General features: G+C 64.6%; 18 protein-coding genes. 9 read left to right on the top strand and 9 right to left on the bottom strand.

The genetic code is table 11. From position 1 onward, the window contains the following. Window positions 1-129: 129 nt before the first annotated feature. The 6 genes from pip to pqqA form a co-directional block, all read right to left on the bottom strand. Window positions 130-1101, bottom strand: coding sequence for a prolyl aminopeptidase (gene pip, locus ACVMB0_RS35430; protein WP_461349158.1), 972 nt, complete (start codon window positions 1099-1101; stop codon window positions 130-132). After that, on the bottom strand, window positions 1091-2320 hold the full coding sequence (gene pqqE / locus ACVMB0_RS35425) for a pyrroloquinoline quinone biosynthesis protein PqqE (protein ID WP_461349157.1): 1230 nt from the start codon (window positions 2318-2320) through the stop codon (window positions 1091-1093). Before pqqE ends, pip begins: the two co-directional genes overlap by 11 nt. Beyond that, window positions 2317-2625 carry a pyrroloquinoline quinone biosynthesis peptide chaperone PqqD gene (gene pqqD / locus ACVMB0_RS35420; protein ID WP_461349156.1) on the bottom strand — a complete coding sequence of 103 codons (309 nt, stop codon included), beginning with the start codon at window positions 2623-2625 and terminating at the stop codon, window positions 2317-2319. The genes pqqE and pqqD overlap by 4 nt, the downstream gene beginning before the upstream one ends. Before the next feature lie 10 nt (window positions 2626-2635). Further along, on the bottom strand, window positions 2636-3409 hold the full coding sequence (pqqC, locus tag ACVMB0_RS35415) for a pyrroloquinoline-quinone synthase PqqC (protein WP_461349765.1): 774 nt from the start codon (window positions 3407-3409) through the stop codon (window positions 2636-2638). A 2-nt stretch (window positions 3410-3411) separates the two neighbouring features. After that, window positions 3412-4341 carry a pyrroloquinoline quinone biosynthesis protein PqqB gene (gene pqqB / locus ACVMB0_RS35410; protein WP_461349155.1) on the bottom strand — a complete coding sequence of 310 codons (930 nt, stop codon included), beginning with the start codon at window positions 4339-4341 and terminating at the stop codon, window positions 3412-3414. Between the two features lie 145 nt (window positions 4342-4486). Further along, window positions 4487-4567, bottom strand: a complete 81-nt coding sequence (gene pqqA, locus ACVMB0_RS35405; protein ID WP_035635412.1) for a pyrroloquinoline quinone precursor peptide PqqA — start codon at window positions 4565-4567, stop codon at window positions 4487-4489. Window positions 4568-4891: 324 nt separating this feature from the next. Here pqqA and ACVMB0_RS35400 point away from each other — a divergent pair, with 324 nt between their 5' ends. After that, complete coding sequence (locus ACVMB0_RS35400; RefSeq protein ID WP_212021861.1) at window positions 4892-5149, top strand: DUF6894 family protein; 258 nt, start codon at window positions 4892-4894, stop codon at window positions 5147-5149. A 22-nt stretch (window positions 5150-5171) separates the two neighbouring features. Here ACVMB0_RS35400 and ACVMB0_RS35395 read toward each other — a convergent pair whose 3' ends face one another. Beyond that, entirely contained in the window at window positions 5172-5585 is a 414-nt protein-coding gene (locus ACVMB0_RS35395) for a hypothetical protein (protein WP_461349154.1), read from the bottom strand. Between the two features lie 11 nt (window positions 5586-5596). On the opposite strand from ACVMB0_RS35395, the gene ACVMB0_RS35390 reads away from it, so the two are divergent. From ACVMB0_RS35390 to ACVMB0_RS35365, 6 genes are all read left to right on the top strand, one after another. After that, on the top strand, window positions 5597-6592 hold the full coding sequence (locus ACVMB0_RS35390) for a PQQ-dependent sugar dehydrogenase (RefSeq protein WP_461349153.1): 996 nt from the start codon (window positions 5597-5599) through the stop codon (window positions 6590-6592). Window positions 6593-6706: 114 nt separating this feature from the next. Continuing rightward, on the top strand, window positions 6707-7276 hold the full coding sequence (locus tag ACVMB0_RS35385; RefSeq protein ID WP_461349152.1) for a c-type cytochrome: 570 nt from the start codon (window positions 6707-6709) through the stop codon (window positions 7274-7276). A gap of 72 nt (window positions 7277-7348) precedes the next feature. Then, window positions 7349-8740: an amidase family protein gene (locus tag ACVMB0_RS35380; protein ID WP_461349151.1), complete on the top strand. Its 1392-nt coding sequence runs from the start codon at window positions 7349-7351 to the stop codon at window positions 8738-8740. 1 nt (window position 8741) lies between these two features. Further along, entirely contained in the window at window positions 8742-9218 is a 477-nt protein-coding gene (locus ACVMB0_RS35375) for a glutathione peroxidase (protein ID WP_461349150.1), read from the top strand. Next, window positions 9215-9478, top strand: coding sequence for a DUF3297 family protein (locus tag ACVMB0_RS35370; RefSeq protein WP_456753249.1), 264 nt, complete (start codon window positions 9215-9217; stop codon window positions 9476-9478). Before ACVMB0_RS35375 ends, ACVMB0_RS35370 begins: the two co-directional genes overlap by 4 nt. Window positions 9479-9609: 131 nt before the next feature. Beyond that, window positions 9610-10779: a mandelate racemase/muconate lactonizing enzyme family protein gene (locus ACVMB0_RS35365; RefSeq protein WP_461349149.1), complete on the top strand. Its 1170-nt coding sequence runs from the start codon at window positions 9610-9612 to the stop codon at window positions 10777-10779. Between the two features lie 73 nt (window positions 10780-10852). Here ACVMB0_RS35365 and ACVMB0_RS35360 read toward each other — a convergent pair whose 3' ends face one another. Then, window positions 10853-11158: a hypothetical protein gene (locus ACVMB0_RS35360; RefSeq protein WP_456753251.1), complete on the bottom strand. Its 306-nt coding sequence runs from the start codon at window positions 11156-11158 to the stop codon at window positions 10853-10855. 54 nt (window positions 11159-11212) lie between these two features. Next, entirely contained in the window at window positions 11213-11980 is a 768-nt protein-coding gene (locus ACVMB0_RS35355) for an outer membrane protein (protein ID WP_461349148.1), read from the bottom strand. A 624-nt stretch (window positions 11981-12604) separates the two neighbouring features. Between ACVMB0_RS35355 and ACVMB0_RS35350 the strand changes: the two genes are divergently transcribed. Then, window positions 12605-13657 (top strand): hypothetical protein, encoded by a 1053-nt coding sequence (locus ACVMB0_RS35350; protein WP_461349147.1) that lies wholly within the window; start codon window positions 12605-12607, stop codon window positions 13655-13657. A 299-nt stretch (window positions 13658-13956) separates the two neighbouring features. Next, window positions 13957-15288 carry an IS1182 family transposase gene (locus ACVMB0_RS35345; protein WP_456756372.1) on the top strand — a complete coding sequence of 444 codons (1332 nt, stop codon included), beginning with the start codon at window positions 13957-13959 and terminating at the stop codon, window positions 15286-15288. Window positions 15289-15419 lie beyond the last annotated feature (131 nt).

The following is a 15419-nucleotide window of genomic DNA, read 5'->3' as shown; positions in this document are numbered from 1 at the left end:
TCCTGATTGGACAGAGAACGCCGCAAACGACCTTGCACCACAAACCCAACGGAGCCGGACGAGCTCAGGTCGCCATCAAAGTCCAAGCAATGGGCTGTGCGGGCGATCAGTTTATGAGTGCGCGCGTAGTCATTGTCTTGCCGCCAAATCCGCGATCGCCTTCATCACGGCGTTGCGGATGCCGGGATCGTAGAGGATGTGGCCGGCGCCATCGATGATGCGGACTTCGCTGCCCGGCCAGCGCGCCGCGAGCGCGTGCGAGGTCGCCGGCGGGCACAGCAGATCATAGCGGCCCTGCACCAGGATGCCGGGAATGCCGGCGAGCTGGCCGGCCTCGTCCATCAGCTGGTGCGGCCGCATGAAGCAATCGTTGGCGAAGTAGTGCGCCTCCATGAACGGCGTCGAGGGCAGGGCACCCGACGCCTTGAGGTCTAGCCGCGTCTGCTTCGGCGTGTGCTCCGACAGCACGCGCTCGGTGTCGTGCCAGGCGCGCGCGGCCGGCGCATGCACGGCCTGATCAGGATCGAGGATGCGGCGATAATAGGCGGCAAGCGGCGTCGCGCGCTCATCCTCGGGCAGGAAGTTGAGGAAGTCCTCATACAGCGAAGGATAGAAGCGTGGCAGAGCGCGCAGGAAGACGTCGTCCAGCTCCTCGGCCGTGCCGAGGAACGTCGCGCGCAGCACCAGGCCACTGACCCGTTCCGGATGAGCCTCTGCATAGGCCAGCGCCAGCGTCGCGCCCCAGGAGCCGCCGACCACCATCCAGCGCGCGATACCGAAGCGTTCGCGGATCTTCTCCATGTCGGCGATCAGATGCTGCGTCGTGTTGTGGTCGCGGCTGCCCTTCGGCCGGCTGCGGCCGCAACCGCGCTGATCGAACAGCACCGCGTGAAAGCGCTCGGGATCGAACAGCCGGCGATGGTCCGGCTGGCAGCCGCTGCCCGGGCCGCCATGCAGATAGACCGCCGGGATGCCGCCCTCGCGCCCGACGCTCTCGACGTGCAGGTTGTGACCGTCGCCGACATCGAGCCATTCCGATGTCAGCGGCGCAAAGGGATCGGAGCGCCTGGCAGCCTTGCCGGCGTCGGCGTCAGGCGCCATGAGAGTTGTCCTGGGACTTTTCCTGGTGTTCGACCGTCTCCAGCGTGCCGCCGGCGAAGTTGCGATAGAGGAAACGGTTCTGCGTGCCGGCGGATTCCCGCTCGGCCTGCTTGAAGATTTCCTCGTGCCTTGGCGACAGCGCGCAGGCCGGGTCGGTATTGCCGGCGTCACCGGTCAGCGCAAAGGCCTGGCAGCGGCAGCCGCCGTAATCGACCTCGCGGAATTCGCAGGACTTGCACGGCTCCGGCATCCAGCCGGTGCCGCGATAACGGTTGAAGGCCTCCGAGTTCTGCCAGATCCAGGCGATCGAGTGGTTCGAGCGCACCGACTCGAATTCGAGCCCGGTGATGCTCTCGGCGGCGTGGCACGGCAGCACCTTGCCGGCGGGCGAAATGTTGAAGAACTGGCGGCCCCAGCCGCCCATGCATTTCTTCGGCCGCAGCGCGTAATAGTCCGGCACCACATAGTCGATCGCGAGCGTGCCCTTCAGGCGCGCCTGCGCCTCCTCGACGATCCGGCTGGTCTCCTCGATCTGCTCGACCGTCGGCATCAGCGCGGCGCGGTTCTTCAGCGCCCAGCCGTAATACTGCACATTGGCGACCTCGAGCCGGTCGGCGTCGAGATCGACCGCCATCTGGATGATGTCGGGCAGCTGATGCAGGTTCTGCCGGTGCATCACCGCATTCACCGTGAGCGGCAACTCCAACTCGCGGGTCCATTTCGCGACCTCGAGCTTCTTCTTGTGCGCGTCCTTCAGCCCTGCGACGCGATCGGCCACGGTGGGCTCGTTGCCCTGAAAACTGATCTGCACATGGCTGAGGCCGGCATCGGCCAGCGCCGACAGCTTGTCCTTGGTCAGCAGCACCGCCGAGGTGATCAGGTTGGAATAGAGCCCGACATCGGATGCGTGCTGCACCAGCTCGACGATGTCCTTGCGCGCGGTCGGCTCGCCACCGGAGAAATGGACCTGGAGCACGCCGAGCTCGGCGAGCTCGCTCAGCACTTTCTTCCATTCCTCAGTGGTGAGCTCGGTCGAGCCGCGGTCGAGCTCGACCGGGTTGGAGCAGTACGGGCATTGCAGCGGGCAGCGGTGGGTGACCTCGAGCAGCACCGCGAGCGGGATGCCATAGGTCTCGGCCGCCGAGCGGGCGCCTTCCAGCACCGCAAGCCCGTCGCTCGGGCCCGTCGTGATCTTGTTGTCGGCGAGTGTGTCACTCATGCCGTGCTCTCGCGCGCTTCGGTGAGAAAGCCCTTGTCGGCCAGATCCTGCAGCATCGCGATCACGTCGGTCGCGATCGCCTCGCGTGGAGCGGCGTATTTCTCCGCGAGCTGGTCGACCATTTGGGCGACGCTGCGCACGCCGTCGCAGAGCTGCAGCACCTCGACCGCGATCTCGTCCGGCGCCAGCACGCGCTCCGGCGCCAGGATCACCCAGACCTGCCGCGTCTCGTCGAATTTCAGCTTGGTATGCCGCGGCAGTTTCGGCCGGCTGGTCTCCCTGACGCTGATGTTGCGGCTGGCCATGATCGTGTCCTTAGCTCGCCTTCGGCACGAAGGCGCCGGGCGGAATCTGGCCGTTGACATAGGCGTGATAGAGCGCGTCGAGCTGCACCCACAGCACGTTGGTCTTGAAGATCAGCGCATTGCAGACCGCCTCGCGCTCCGCGGGTGTCTTCGCATGCTGCTTGACGTAGTCCAGCGCGAAGCCGGCGTCGCGCGGCGCCTGGGTCAGGCGGCGGCTGAAATAGCTCATGATGTCGGGGTTGACGAAGTCGTAGTGCTTCAGCATCCCCGAGATGCGCTCCTCATGCAGGTTCGGCGCGAACAATTCGGTGAGCGAGGAAGCGATCGCCTCCAGCGGCGTGCGATCGCGGCAGAAATGCACATAGGCCTCCACGGCGAAGCGCGTCGCCGGCAGGATGCCTTCGGTGGACTCCACGTAGGCGGTGTCGAGGCCGAGGCCTTCAGTCAGCTTCAGCCAGCGCTCGATGCCGCCTTCATTGCCGAGGTCGCCGTCATGATCCTCGATGCGGTGGCGCCATTCGATCCGCGTGTTGCGGTCGCGGAAGCGCGAGATCACCATCGCGTCCTTCAGCGGGATCGTGCTCTGATAGTAGTAGCGGTTCAGCGCCCAGGCCTGGACCTGGCCCTTGTTGAGCTTGCCGCCGTGCAGCAGGCGGTGGAACGGATGCAGGCTGTGATAGCGCGTCGCACCGATCGTGCGCAGCGTGGCCTCCATCTCCTCGGCACTGTCGAGCGTGATGCCCTTGCCGATCGAGAGCGCGGTCATTCCGTTGGTGGGCACCATATTCACAGCACGATCTCCGTTCCGTCGGAGGGAATCTGCCAGCCCGCCTGTTCGGCCGCCTTGCGTTCGGCCGAGGTCCCAAGCAGTGCCGGGTTGGAGTTGTTGATATGCAAAAACACTTTTTGTCCGATGTCGAGCCCGGCGAGGCTCGCGATCGCGCCCTGATCGCCGGACATCGCGATATGTCCCATGCCCTGGCCGGTCTTGCTGCCAAGCCCCGCCGCGACCAGCTCGTCGTCGCGCCACACCGTGCCGTCGAAGAACACCAGCGGAGCACCTTTCAGCCGCGCTTTCAAATCGTCGGTCACCCGGGCGCAGGCGGCCAGGAAGTAGAAATATTTGCCGCTGCGCTTGTCCGCAATACGCAGGCCGAGCGTATCGCCGACGCCGTCGGCCCCCGCCGGATGCGCCTTGCCCTCGAGATACCATGCGCCTTTACCGGGAACCTCGAACGGCAGCACCTCGAGCCCCGACGGCGATCCGTCGGGCAACGCGGGTTCGAAGGCCTGGTCGACCGCAATGGGCTGGCGAACGACGTTGGTTTCGCCGAGCACGTTGAAGATGCTGTTCGAACGCAGGATCGCAAGCACGCGCTCATGCGCGTAGATCGTGAACGGCGAGCCCTCGCGCATCGACAGCAATCCGGCGACCGCATCGACCTCGCTGTTGGTTAGGATGACGCCGGCGATCGGGCTGTGGCGCAGCGCACCGGGCTTCGGATGCAGTTGCGGCGTGGCGGTCACTTGCTGGCGCAGATCGGGAGAGGCGTTGACCAGGAACCAGTGCGCGCCGTCGCCGCTGACGGCGATTGAGGCCTGCGTGCTCTGCATTTCCGGATGATCGGTTCGCGCCGTTCTGCACACGGCACAGCCGCAGTTCCACTGCGGAACGCCGCCACCCGCCGCGGCACCCAGGACGACGACACGAAGCATGATCCGTCCCCTGGAGAGTTTTTCTCGAACCCAGAAACGTTACGAGGTGGACCCCGGCTTTGAAGCACACTCCCCTCTTCGGGAGCGCGTTACGCCCGGATGTCCACCTGCGCTAAAACGCTAAACGTGTAGTGGGCGCTGCCGCTTACTTGCGGGTGGCGCACATATACATGTTGATTTCCATGCCGACCGACACTTCGACGATCTTCGGTGCTTTCCAGGCCATTTGGCTCTCCTTGTTGCAACCGGACGAACTTTCCGCCCTAACGGGTAAACTACTGCGGTTCGAAAAGTTCGCCACTTAAATTTTTCGCAAGGAGCCCTGCGGAGCGGCATGTTGCACTGCGGAAGGCAATTGCGGCCCACTCACAAATTTGTGCGCGCCGTTCCCGTCAAAACCCGGTGCCATCAGACCTTTTTCCTGTTGTTCGCCACACGGTGAATGGTGATGTTGGATTAAGAAACAGGGGCCCGCGGTCCTCCCAAGGTCCTGGTGACTAAACTGTGCTTCCCCGCGACGGGAAGCGACTAACCGAGCCGAGTTCAGCCGATGCCACGCTATTTCTTCAATACCCGTATCGGCGACGAGCTGATTTCCGATCCCGACGGCGAGATCCTGCGGGATCCTGATCGTGCGTGGGAGATGGCGCGGGCGATGATTCGCGAGCTGCTCAAGACCGAGGGGGCCGATGGTGCGCTGCTCAGCGCGGTCATCGAGGTGACCGACGACGAGGGCGAGATCGTGCTGGAGTTTCCCTTCACCGAGGCGATGCTGGATCGCCCGGACCGCTCGATGACGAGGCACTGACGCACGCTGACCCGGCCGCCGCCTACAACCATGCGTTGGCCGATGTCAGTGATGTTTCCGATTGCAATTGTCCGGACAAATTCGCAAGACTATGAACGGAAAGCCGAACCGCGCCGGTCCACATTAATGGCGCAATCAACAACGGCTTCCACCCAGGGGAGATCATCATGAAAAAACGCTCGTTCGCACCACGCAGCCTGATGCTGGCGGGGGCCATGCTGGGGGCGTTCACGCTCTCTGTTGCGGCGCAACAGCCCGCGGCCGCGCCCGCCGCCGGTGCCGCGCCTGCCGCGCAGCCGCTGCCGCCGGGCTCGCCCATGATCGGCCGTCCGGACAATGAGGCCGCCGCCAAGCTTGCGCCGGTGGCGCCGCCGCCGCTGCCGGCCGCGCCCGACAAGCTGCCGCTCGCCAAGCTCAAGGTGCCGGCCGGTTTCAATGTCGAGGTCTATGCCGCAGGGATGGCCCAATGCGCGCTCGCTGGCGCTCGGCGACAAGGGCACCGTGTTCGTCGGCAGCCGGCTCGTCGACAAGGTCTATGCGATCGTCAACAAGGACGGCAAACGCTCGGTCAAGGTGATCGCCTCCGGCCTCTATCGCCCGAACGGCGTCGCCTTCAAGGACGGCACGCTCTACATCGCCGAACTCTCGAAGGTCTCCAAGATCGACAAGATCGAGGACAATCTGGACAACCCGCCGAAGCCGGCCGTGATCTACGACAAGCTGCCGAAGGACGAGGCGCATGGCTGGAAGTTCATCGCCATCGGCCCCGACAACAAGCTCTATGTCCCGGTCGGCCAGCCCGGCAACAACGTGCTGCATGATGCCGATCACGGCCAGATCCGCCGCATGAATCTCGACGGCTCCGGCGCCGAGGTCTACGCGCTCGGCGTGCGCAACTCGGTCGGCTTCGACTGGAATCCCGAGACCAAGCAGATGTACTTCACCGATAACGGCCGCGACTGGCTGTCGGAGACGGTGCCGGAAGACGAGCTCAACCGCGTCACCAAGGCGGGCGAGGATTTCGGCGCGCCGTATTGCTGGCAAGGCAACATCATCGACCAGGAGCTCGGCTGGGGTAAGTCCTGCAAGGACTATACCGCGCCGGTCGGCCTGATGGGCCCGCATACCGCTTCGCTCGGCATGCGCTTCTATACCGGGAGCATGTTCCCGAAGGCCTACAAGAACGTGATCTTCGTCGCGCGCCACGGCTCCTGGAACAAGTCGCAGAAGCAGGGCGGCGACGTCGTCGTCGTCAGGCTGAACAAGGACGGCACCGTGAAGTCGGTCGAGCCGTTCCTGACCGGCTTCCTCGAGGACAACAAATATGTCGGCCGCCCGGTCGACGTGATGCTGCTGAAGGACGGCTCGCTTTTGGTCTCCGACGACTGGAACGGCGCGGTCTATCGCGTCAGCTACGGCAAGCCGAAGGTCGCTAACCAGTAATTACCAACGACGTCATTGCGAGCGAAGCGAAGCAATCCATTTTTCCACGTGCGGAGAGATGGATTGCTTCGTCGCTTCGCTCCTCGCAATGACGGAATATGCCGGGAGTGGACAATGCACAAAATCATCATCGCCACCCTGGCACTTGCCTTCGTCACATTCTCCGCCAATGCCGAGACCATCCAGGAGCGCGCTGCGGCGTGCTTTGCCTGCCATGGCGAGCATGGCACGTCGGAGACCGAGAACACGCCGTCGCTCGGCGGCCAGCAGGCACCCTATGCGCTGATCCAGCTGTTCATGTTTCGCGAGAAGCTCAGGGTGTTCGACCCGATGAACGAGATGGCGAAGCCGATGACCGACGACGATCTGCGCGCCTTCTCGGATTTCATCGCCACCCTGCCGAAGCCCGCGCCGCCCGCGGATGCCGGCGATCCCGCTAGAATCGCGCGCGGCCAGGCGCTGGCGCAGCAGAACCGCTGCAACAGCTGCCACAACACCGATTTTTCCGGCAAGGACAACGTCCCCCGCATCGCCAACCAGCGCGAGGACTACCTCGCCAAGACGCTGGCCGAATACAAGGACAACAGCCGCCACGGCTACGACGCCACCATGGCCGACGTGATGCAGACGGTGAGCAAGGAGCAGATCGGCGACCTTGCCTATTACATCGCACATGTCCGCTGAAACATCAGGCGGCGGGCCGCTGGCCTTGCTCTTCGTGTGGGGCTAAAACGCCTGCGTCATACGGAGTGTCTCATGCAGGATATTTGGCGTCTGTCGGCGGCCGAGCTCGCCTCCCTCATCAAATCGAAGAAGGTCTCGGCGAAGGAAGCCGCCGAGGCCGGGCTGGCCCGGCTCGACGCGGTCAATCCGAAGCTCAACGCGGTGGTCGATCACCGGCCGGACGACGTGCTGGCGCAGGCGGCCAAGGTCGATGCGGCCATCGCGCGTGGCGAGGCGGTCGGTCCGCTCGCCGGCGTGCCCATCACGATCAAGGTCAATGTCGACCAGGAGGGCTACGCCACCACCAACGGGCTGAAGGCGCAGCGCGACCTGATCGCCAAGGTCGACAACCCTGTGGTCGCCAATCTGCGCAAGGCCGGCGCGGTGCTGCTCGGCCGCACCAATTGTCCGGCGGTGTCCTATCGCTGGTTCACCACCAACCTCATTCACGGCGACACCAAGAACCCGCGCGATCCCGGCATCACCCCGGGCGGCTCGTCGGGTGGCGCGGGCTCCGCGGTCGCGGCCGGCATCGGCCATATCGCGCATGGCACCGATATCGCCGGCTCGATCCGCTATCCGGCCTATGCCTGCGGCGTGCACGGCCTGCGGCCGAGCCTGGGCCGCATCCCGGCCTTCAACGCGGCGCTGCCGGAGCGTCCGATCGGCCCGCAGATCAGCGCGGTGTCGGGCCCGCTGGCGCGCACCGTCAATGACCTGCGCATTTCATTGGCGGCGATGTCGGCGCCGGATTATCGCGATCCCTGGTACGCGCCGGTGCCGCTCGAGGGCCCGCCGCGCGAAAAGCGCGTTGCGATGTGCCTCAATCCCGACGGCCTCAACCCGGTGCCGGAAGTGGTCGCCGCGGTGGCCGATGCCGGCAAGCGCCTGCGCGATGCCGGCTGGATCGTCGAGGAGATCGACGATACGCCGTCGCTGCGCGAGGCGGCCGAGATCCAGACCCGGCTCTGGCTCGGCGACGGCTTTGAGGCCCAGCTCGCCTTCGCCGAGCGCGAGGGCGATCCCGGCGCGCTGGCCTGCCTGCGCGGCGTGCGCGCCCGGGTGCATCCGTTCGACCTGTCGCAGGCGCTGACCCGCCGCGCCACGCTGACCCGCGAATGGTTTACCTTCCTCGACAAATACCCGGTGCTGCTGATGCCGGTGTCCGGCGAGCTGCCGTTCCCCGATCATCTCGACCGCAAGGACGAGGCGTCGTTCGCCCGAGTGTGGCACGCGCAGCTGCCGCAGATCGCGATTCCCTTCATGGGACTGCCGGGGCTCGTCGTCTCCACGGGCCTCGTCGGACGGATCCCGGTCGGCGTGCAGCTGGTCGCCGCCCGCTACCGCGAGGATCTCTGTCTTGCCGCGGGCGAGGCAATCGAGGCCGGCGGCACGCCGTCCGCCGCCATTGATCCGGTGGCCTAACGTGACGACAGTCTACGATTTCACCGCAAAGTCGCTCGCTGGCGAGGACATGCCGCTGCGGCGATTCGAGGGGCAGGTGCTGCTGATCGTGAACACGGCGAGCGCCTGCGGGTTCACGCCGCAATACAAGGGCCTCCAGGAGCTGCACGCCGGATTGTCGCCGCGCGGCTTTGCCGTGCTCGGCTTCCCCTGCAACCAGTTCGGCGCGCAGGAGCCGGGCGATGCGAAGCAGATCGCCACCTTCTGCGAGACCAATTACGCGGTGACGTTTCCGATGTTCGCCAAGATCGACGTTAATGGCAGTGCTGCGCATCCATTGTATGAACACCTGAAACGTGAGAAGTCGGGCCTGCTCGGGCCGGCGATCAAGTGGAACTTCACCAAGTTCCTGGTCGATCGCGCCGGCAAGGTCGTGGCGCGGCATGCGCCGACCGCCCGGCCCGAAGGATTGAAGAAGGACATCGAGGCGCTGCTATGAGCGACGACAACACCAACGACCAATTCCCCGACCGCCTCTCGGTCGACCCGAACAGCCCGTATTACAACGCCGAGATCCTCGCGCGCGACGTTGGCATCCGCTTCAAGGGGGCCGAGAAGACCAATGTCGAGGAATACTGCATCAGCGAGGGTTGGGTGCGGGTCACCGCCGGCAATGCCAAGGATCGCTACGGCAATCCGCTGACCATCAAGGTGCACGGCCCGGTCGAGCCGTATTTTAGGGATAAGGCGAAGTCCTGAGGCGCTTCCTCCGCGTCATTGCGAGCGAAGGGAAGCAATCCATCGCGCCGCAAGTTGAAATATGGATTGCTTCGTCGCTTCGCTCCTCGCAATGACGATGAGGCGGCAAGCCTAACTTTGAGAGCACAAGCATGTCCGTCCGTATCGTCGACGTCCGCGAGGTGACGAAACCGATCTCCTCGCCGATCCGCAACGCCTATATCGATTTCACCAAGATGACCTCGAGCCTGGTTGCCGTGGTCACCGACGTGGTGCGCGACGGCAGGCGCGTGGTCGGCTATGGCTTCAATTCCAACGGCCGCTACGGGCAGGGCGGTCTGATCCGCGAGCGCTTTGCGCCGCGTCTCCTGGACGCCGATCCGACATCGCTGCTCGATACCACCGGCGACAATCTCGATCCGGACAAGGTCTGGTCGACGCTGATGTCGAACGAGAAGCCGGGCGGCCATGGCGAGCGCTCGGTCGCGGTCGGCACCATCGACATGGCGGTGTGGGACGCAGTCGCGAAGATCGCCGGCAAGCCGCTGTTCCGATTGCTCGCCGAGCGCCATGGCGTCAGCGCCAATCCGCGCGTGTTCGTCTACGCCGCCGGCGGCTACTACTATCCGGGCAAGGACCTCGGGAGCTTGCGCAAGGAGATGCGCGGTTATCTCGACCGCGGCTACAATGTCGTCAAGATGAAGATCGGCGGCGCGCCGCTCGCCGAGGATCGTGCGCGCATCGAGGCGGTGCTGAAGGAGATCGGCAGCGCCGCGCAGCTCGCCGTCGACGCCAATGGCCGCTTCGATCTGGAGACCGCGATCGCCTACGCCAAGATGCTGCGGGAGTATCCGCTGTTCTGGTACGAGGAGGCCGGCGATCCCTTGGACTACGCGTTGCAGGCCGCGCTCGCCGAATTCTATCCCGGCCCGATGGCGACCGGCGAGAACCTGTTCAGCCATCAGGACGCGCGCAATTTGATCCGCTACGGCGGCATGCGGCCGGATCGCGACTGGCTGCAATTCGATTGCGCGCTGTCCTACGGGCTCTGCGAATATCAGCGCACGCTCGCGGTGCTGAAGACCCACGGCTGGTCGCCGAGCCGCTGCATCCCGCATGGCGGCCACCAGATGTCGCTCAACATCGCGGCCGGCCTCGGCCTCGGCGGCAATGAGAGCTATCCCGATCTGTTCCAGCCCTATGGCGGCTTCCCGGATGGCGTGCGCGTCGAGAATGGCCACATCACGATGCCCGAGCTTCCCGGCATCGGCTTCGAGGGGAAGTCGGATCTCTACAAGGAGATGAAGGCGCTGGCGGAGTAGGGAGCGCGGTCAGTGCGACGACGCTCCCTTTGTTCACCAAGCGAGGTTTGCGATCCTCGGTGAGCCGACCGCGTCAGTCACAGACCCGCAAGGTGCGGATGCGCCAGCCGTAACGCGTGTGCACGCGGCGCCGGACGAGGTAGCAGCCGCCGCCATCGTAGGGATAGCCGTAATACGGATAGCCGTAATAGCCGGGTCCGTAGAAGCCGGGACCGAAGCCCCAGCCATAGCCGCGATAAAATCCGCCGCGATAGAAGCCGCCATGGAAGCCTCCGCCGCCATGGAAGCCGCGCGCCGAGGCCGCGTTGGCGGCAAGCATTGCGATCGAGGCCACGGCAACCACAAGGATCGCCTGGCGCAGCATTTTCAGTTTCAGCATTCCTTGTCGTCTCCCGTGCAGTGTCTCTTGCAATCTCGGTTGCGGATTCACGCGCTAGTACCCGATGCCGGGCGCGCCGAAGCGGTAGTTGATGCGCGCAGTGACGAGGTCCATGTCCTGGCTGATGTCCTCGTTGCGCGTATTGACGCCGAGATTGGCGGGAGCGACGCCGGTGAAGGCGACATTGCCGGTCCCCATGAAGAGATGATCGTATTCGAGCGCCAGCGACCAGTTCGGTGCGAAGCCGTATTCGAAGCCGACGCCGATGGCGCCGCCCCAGCGCGTGTCATTGGCCGTGCCGAGTTCGATGCCGGTTGCGTTCGACCAGCCGGAATATTGGTTGTCGGTGACGGCAGCGCCGCCCTTCACATAGAGCAGCGCGTTGTTCCAGGCATAGCCGATCTGACCGGTGAACAAGCCGAATGCATCGGTCTTGGTCTGGTTGGTGATGTTGGGAAACAGCAGGCTCTGGCTCGATCCGGAGATGTCGGCCCAGTTGCCCTGCGCTTCGACGCCGTATACCCACGATGCAGCCTGCCAACGATAGCCGATCTGACCGCCGACCGTGCCGCCCGAATTGCTCGCGCAACCTTCGCCGACGCTTGGGCTCACCGGCGTGCCGAACAGAGCCGTGTTGTTCCAGCAATTCCTGTCCCATCCACCGCCGCCGTTGAGGCCGATGTAGAAGCCGCTCCAATCGTAGGCGGGCGAGACCAGCGCTGGCGCCTTGGTCGGCATATAGGTGCGCGGAGCGAGATCGGCTGCAAAGGCCGGCGTGCCGATTGCTGCGAGGCCGGCAATGCCGAGCAGAATTTTTTTCATGATGAAGTCCCCTGCGGTTACACGACCAACCCCGCCGGCGAGCATACGGAAAGCGCTGTCGATGTATCGTGAAATTGTCGCAAGCTCGATGAATGTCGGATTGTGAAACTGTTTCGCGTCGCGCGTGCTTGCGATGTCAGCGCGGTGTCAGGAATCGACTTCGAGGCTTGCGATTGCTCTCGTGAATTCTGCGCACGTCGTCGGCTGCGTTGAGATCAGTCAATCTGATCGTGTCGCCAGCAGCAAAGCGCAATGTTCGAGACAAGCTTCGGACATGTGGGGGCCAGCGAAGCACGTTCGCGTTGACCCCGGTCGCAGGTCGAGCATCGACCGTCTTCGCTCTCGCACATCTTGTTCACCGCACGCGCGATGATCATGCCGGCATTGTCGAGACGCTCGTCGTGCGTCGTTGAGGCGAGCGGCCATCGATGCTGAGCCGGTTGGCGCGGGCGGCCCGGGCACCCGGCGGCGGCGCCGGGTCCCGGAACATGTCCCGCACGCCAAAAATTTTGAGCGTCGCTCAATAAATTATTGAACGTTGCTCATATCTGCGTATACTCATGTGGGAAGGCGCCTTCCGGATCATCCAGGGAGGGCGCAGAAACCGGCCGCAAGGATAGCCGCATGCCATATTCAGCTAAGGATCTCCGGGACGCCGCCGATGCCGGGGTGATCAGCGCCGCCGACTTGGACCGCCTGTTGGCCTTCCTGGCGAGCAGCAGCTCGGCCAGCGAGGCCAGCCCGGCCGCCAAATTCGATGCCGCCCACGTGCTCTGGTACGCCGGTGCGCTGATCGTGATCGGCGCCATGGGCCTGTTCTCGACGTTGGCCTTCACCCAGATGGGCGGCCGGGCGCTCACGGCCTGCGCGATCGCCTATGCGGTCGGCTTCGCCGTGGCAGGCCACCACCTCTGGCACGACAGGAATCTGCGGGTTCCCGGCGGGCTGCTGATCGCGATCGCGGTCTCGATGGCGCCGCTCGCGGTGTATGGCATTCAGGACGAACTCGGCTGGTGGGGCAAGTTCGGCAAGCCCGGAACGGTGCAGGACTTCTACGTCTGGGTGAAGGGCAGCTGGATCTTCATGGAGATCGCCACCGTCGCCGCCGGCATCGTTGCGCTGCGCTCCTATCGCTTCGCTTTCATCGTCGCGATCATCTCGGTTGCGCTGTGGTTCATGTCGATGGATCTGGCGCCGTGGTTCAGCGGCACCGCCTATGCCGATTTCGAGATGCGGCGCCGGGTGTCGGTCTGGTTCGGTCTTGCCGTGCTCGCGGTGGCGTGGATCGTGGACTATCGCAGCCGCAACGGCGACTTTGCGTTCTGGCTGCACCTGTTCGGCTTGATGGCGTTCTGGGGCGGCATCAGTGCCTCCGAAGGCTCGACCGAACTCAGCAAGGCGGTCTATTGCCTGCTCAATGTCGGTCTCGTCGTGATCGCCGTGATCCTGATGCGGCGTGCCTATGCGGTGTTCGGCGCGTTCGGCATCTGTCTCTATCTCGGCCATCTCGCCGACGTCGTGTTCAAGGACTCGCTGTGGTTCCCGTTCTCGCTGTCGCTGATCGGAATTGCCGTGATCGCCGCAGGCCTGCTCTACCATCGCAACGAGCGTACGATCACGGCCTGGATCGACGCGCATCTGCCGGCCGGGCTGCGGCCGCGATCCGCGACTGCGTGATGCTGGTTACTCATTAGAACCGCTACAATCGGAATTCCTACAACGCTTCGAGAATATCGAGCTCGGCATGAAGTAGGACATCAATCCGAAGCCAAGGCGCCGAACACTGCCCGTCATCCTGAGGAGCCGCGAAGCGGCGTCTCGAAGGATCGACGGCCACCGGCCGGGCCGTACATCCTTCGAGACGCGGCCAAGAGGCCGCTCCTCAGAGGGTGTGATTTTTTTGGGGTTTCAGCGAGCATTATAGCCGAAAGCCGGCGCGGTGTGATTCTCTGGCGATGATGGATTCGCGGGAGGTGATGTTGGCTGCCGATGAGTTGTTTGGGGACCTGCCGGAGCAGGCGAAGCCACCAGCCGAAGCGGGCTTGCCCGGCGCTCCGCGGCTGCGTGAGCCCCAGCGCGACCAGATTGCGCTGCGAGCGGTTGATATTGAGAGCCTGATCGGGGAAGACCATCCGGTGCGGCTGATTTGGTCTTATGTCGAAGAGCTTGATCTGAGTGAGTTGGAGGACCGGATCAAGGCTCGCGGCGATCGTCCCGGTCACCCCGCGACCTCGCCCCGGCTTTTGCTGGCGCTGTGGCTCTATGCCGCCAGCGAAGGCGTTGGCAGCGCGCGGGCGTTGGAGCGGCTGTGCGAGAGCCACGATGCCTATCGCTGGCTGTGCGGCGGGGTGTCGGTGAACTATCACCTGCTGGCGGACTTCCGGGTCGGCAACGCCGATCTGCTTGACCGACTGCTCAGTGAGCATCTGGCAGCGTTGGCAAAGGCCGGTCTCGTCGATCTGGAGACCTTGGCGCAGGATGGCATGCGGGTCCGGGCCAGCGCCGGGGCGGCCTCGTTCCGGCGCGAGGCGACGCTGGATAAGCATTTGGCGCAGGCTGAGGCCGTGGTGGAAGACCTCAAGCGCGAGGTCGACACACGCTCGGACGCCAGCAATAAGCGTGCCCGGGCAGCCAAGGAGCGGGCCGCGCGGGAACGCAGCGCGCGGGTGAAGGCGGCGCAGACGGCGCTCGCCGAGATCAAGCAGCAGCGCAAGGAGCGCGAAGAAAGTCGCGGCAACGGCAAGACGCCGAAGGAGCCGCGGGCCTCCACGACGGACGCCTATGCACGGGTCATGAAGATGGCGAACGGCGGCTTCCGCCCCGCCTACAACGTGCAGGTGACGAGCGTGGCCGGGGAGCAGATCGTCGTCGACACCAGAATTTGCAACATCGGATCCGATCGCGGCCTGATGCGCCCCATGCTGGAGCGGCAGCGTGCGCGGCCCGGAGGGTTGCCCAAGGACCATCTCGTCGATGGCGGCTTTGGCAGTGCCGAGGACATCGAATGGGCCTATGCCGAGGGCATCGATATCTTTTGTCCGCCCACTCAATCCAAGCACGGTACCGATCCCTATCTACCGCGGCGCGGCGACGGTCCGGGGGTGTTGGCCTGGCGTGCGCGAATGGCGAGCGAAGAGGGCAAGGCCCGATACAGGTCCCGGTCGATCTGCGAGTGCATCCATGCCCGCTGGCGCAATTGGGACCTGCGGCAATTGACCGTGCGCGGCATCGAAAAGGTCCGTGCCGTCGTGCTCTGGTACGCCCTCGTCAACAACATCCTGCAAGGCAACCGCCTCTCCAGAGCCTAAACAACGGGTCATCGCCGAACTCGAACTCAAACCTGCCAATTGCTGCGACGAACAGCCGCCAAAAACTCCGCAGGAGCCGAATCCGTCACAAGCTCTCAGGATGACGGGGTTGGAAAGCTCCCAGTCGTCGT

It is taken from the genome of Bradyrhizobium sp. USDA 4451, from assembly GCF_054822585.1.
The sequence above is the reverse complement of the archived record's forward strand: the minus strand, read 5'-3'. Positions and strand labels throughout refer to the sequence as shown.

Coding starts and splice junctions, on each gene's coding strand:
- pip (WP_461349158.1), bottom strand. CDS start 1,101: ATGGCGCCTGACGCCGACGCCGGCAAGGCTGCCAGGCGCTCCGATCCC.
- ACVMB0_RS35365 (WP_461349149.1), top strand. CDS start 9,610: ATGTCCGTCCGTATCGTCGACGTCCGCGAGGTGACGAAACCGATCTCC.
- ACVMB0_RS35380 (WP_461349151.1), top strand. CDS start 7,349: ATGCAGGATATTTGGCGTCTGTCGGCGGCCGAGCTCGCCTCCCTCATC.
- ACVMB0_RS35400 (WP_212021861.1), top strand. CDS start 4,892: ATGCCACGCTATTTCTTCAATACCCGTATCGGCGACGAGCTGATTTCC.
- pqqE (WP_461349157.1), bottom strand. CDS start 2,320: ATGAGTGACACACTCGCCGACAACAAGATCACGACGGGCCCGAGCGAC.
- ACVMB0_RS35390 (WP_461349153.1), top strand. CDS start 5,597: ATGCCGCAGGGATGGCCCAATGCGCGCTCGCTGGCGCTCGGCGACAAG.
- ACVMB0_RS35355 (WP_461349148.1), bottom strand. CDS start 11,980: ATGAAAAAAATTCTGCTCGGCATTGCCGGCCTCGCAGCAATCGGCACG.
- ACVMB0_RS35360 (WP_456753251.1), bottom strand. CDS start 11,158: ATGCTGAAACTGAAAATGCTGCGCCAGGCGATCCTTGTGGTTGCCGTG.
- ACVMB0_RS35345 (WP_456756372.1), top strand. CDS start 13,957: ATGTTGGCTGCCGATGAGTTGTTTGGGGACCTGCCGGAGCAGGCGAAG.
- pqqB (WP_461349155.1), bottom strand. CDS start 4,341: ATGCTTCGTGTCGTCGTCCTGGGTGCCGCGGCGGGTGGCGGCGTTCCG.
- ACVMB0_RS35385 (WP_461349152.1), top strand. CDS start 6,707: ATGCACAAAATCATCATCGCCACCCTGGCACTTGCCTTCGTCACATTC.
- pqqC (WP_461349765.1), bottom strand. CDS start 3,409: ATGGTGCCCACCAACGGAATGACCGCGCTCTCGATCGGCAAGGGCATC.
- pqqD (WP_461349156.1), bottom strand. CDS start 2,625: ATGGCCAGCCGCAACATCAGCGTCAGGGAGACCAGCCGGCCGAAACTG.
- pqqA (WP_035635412.1), bottom strand. CDS start 4,567: ATGGCCTGGAAAGCACCGAAGATCGTCGAAGTGTCGGTCGGCATGGAA.
- ACVMB0_RS35350 (WP_461349147.1), top strand. CDS start 12,605: ATGCCATATTCAGCTAAGGATCTCCGGGACGCCGCCGATGCCGGGGTG.
- ACVMB0_RS35370 (WP_456753249.1), top strand. CDS start 9,215: ATGAGCGACGACAACACCAACGACCAATTCCCCGACCGCCTCTCGGTC.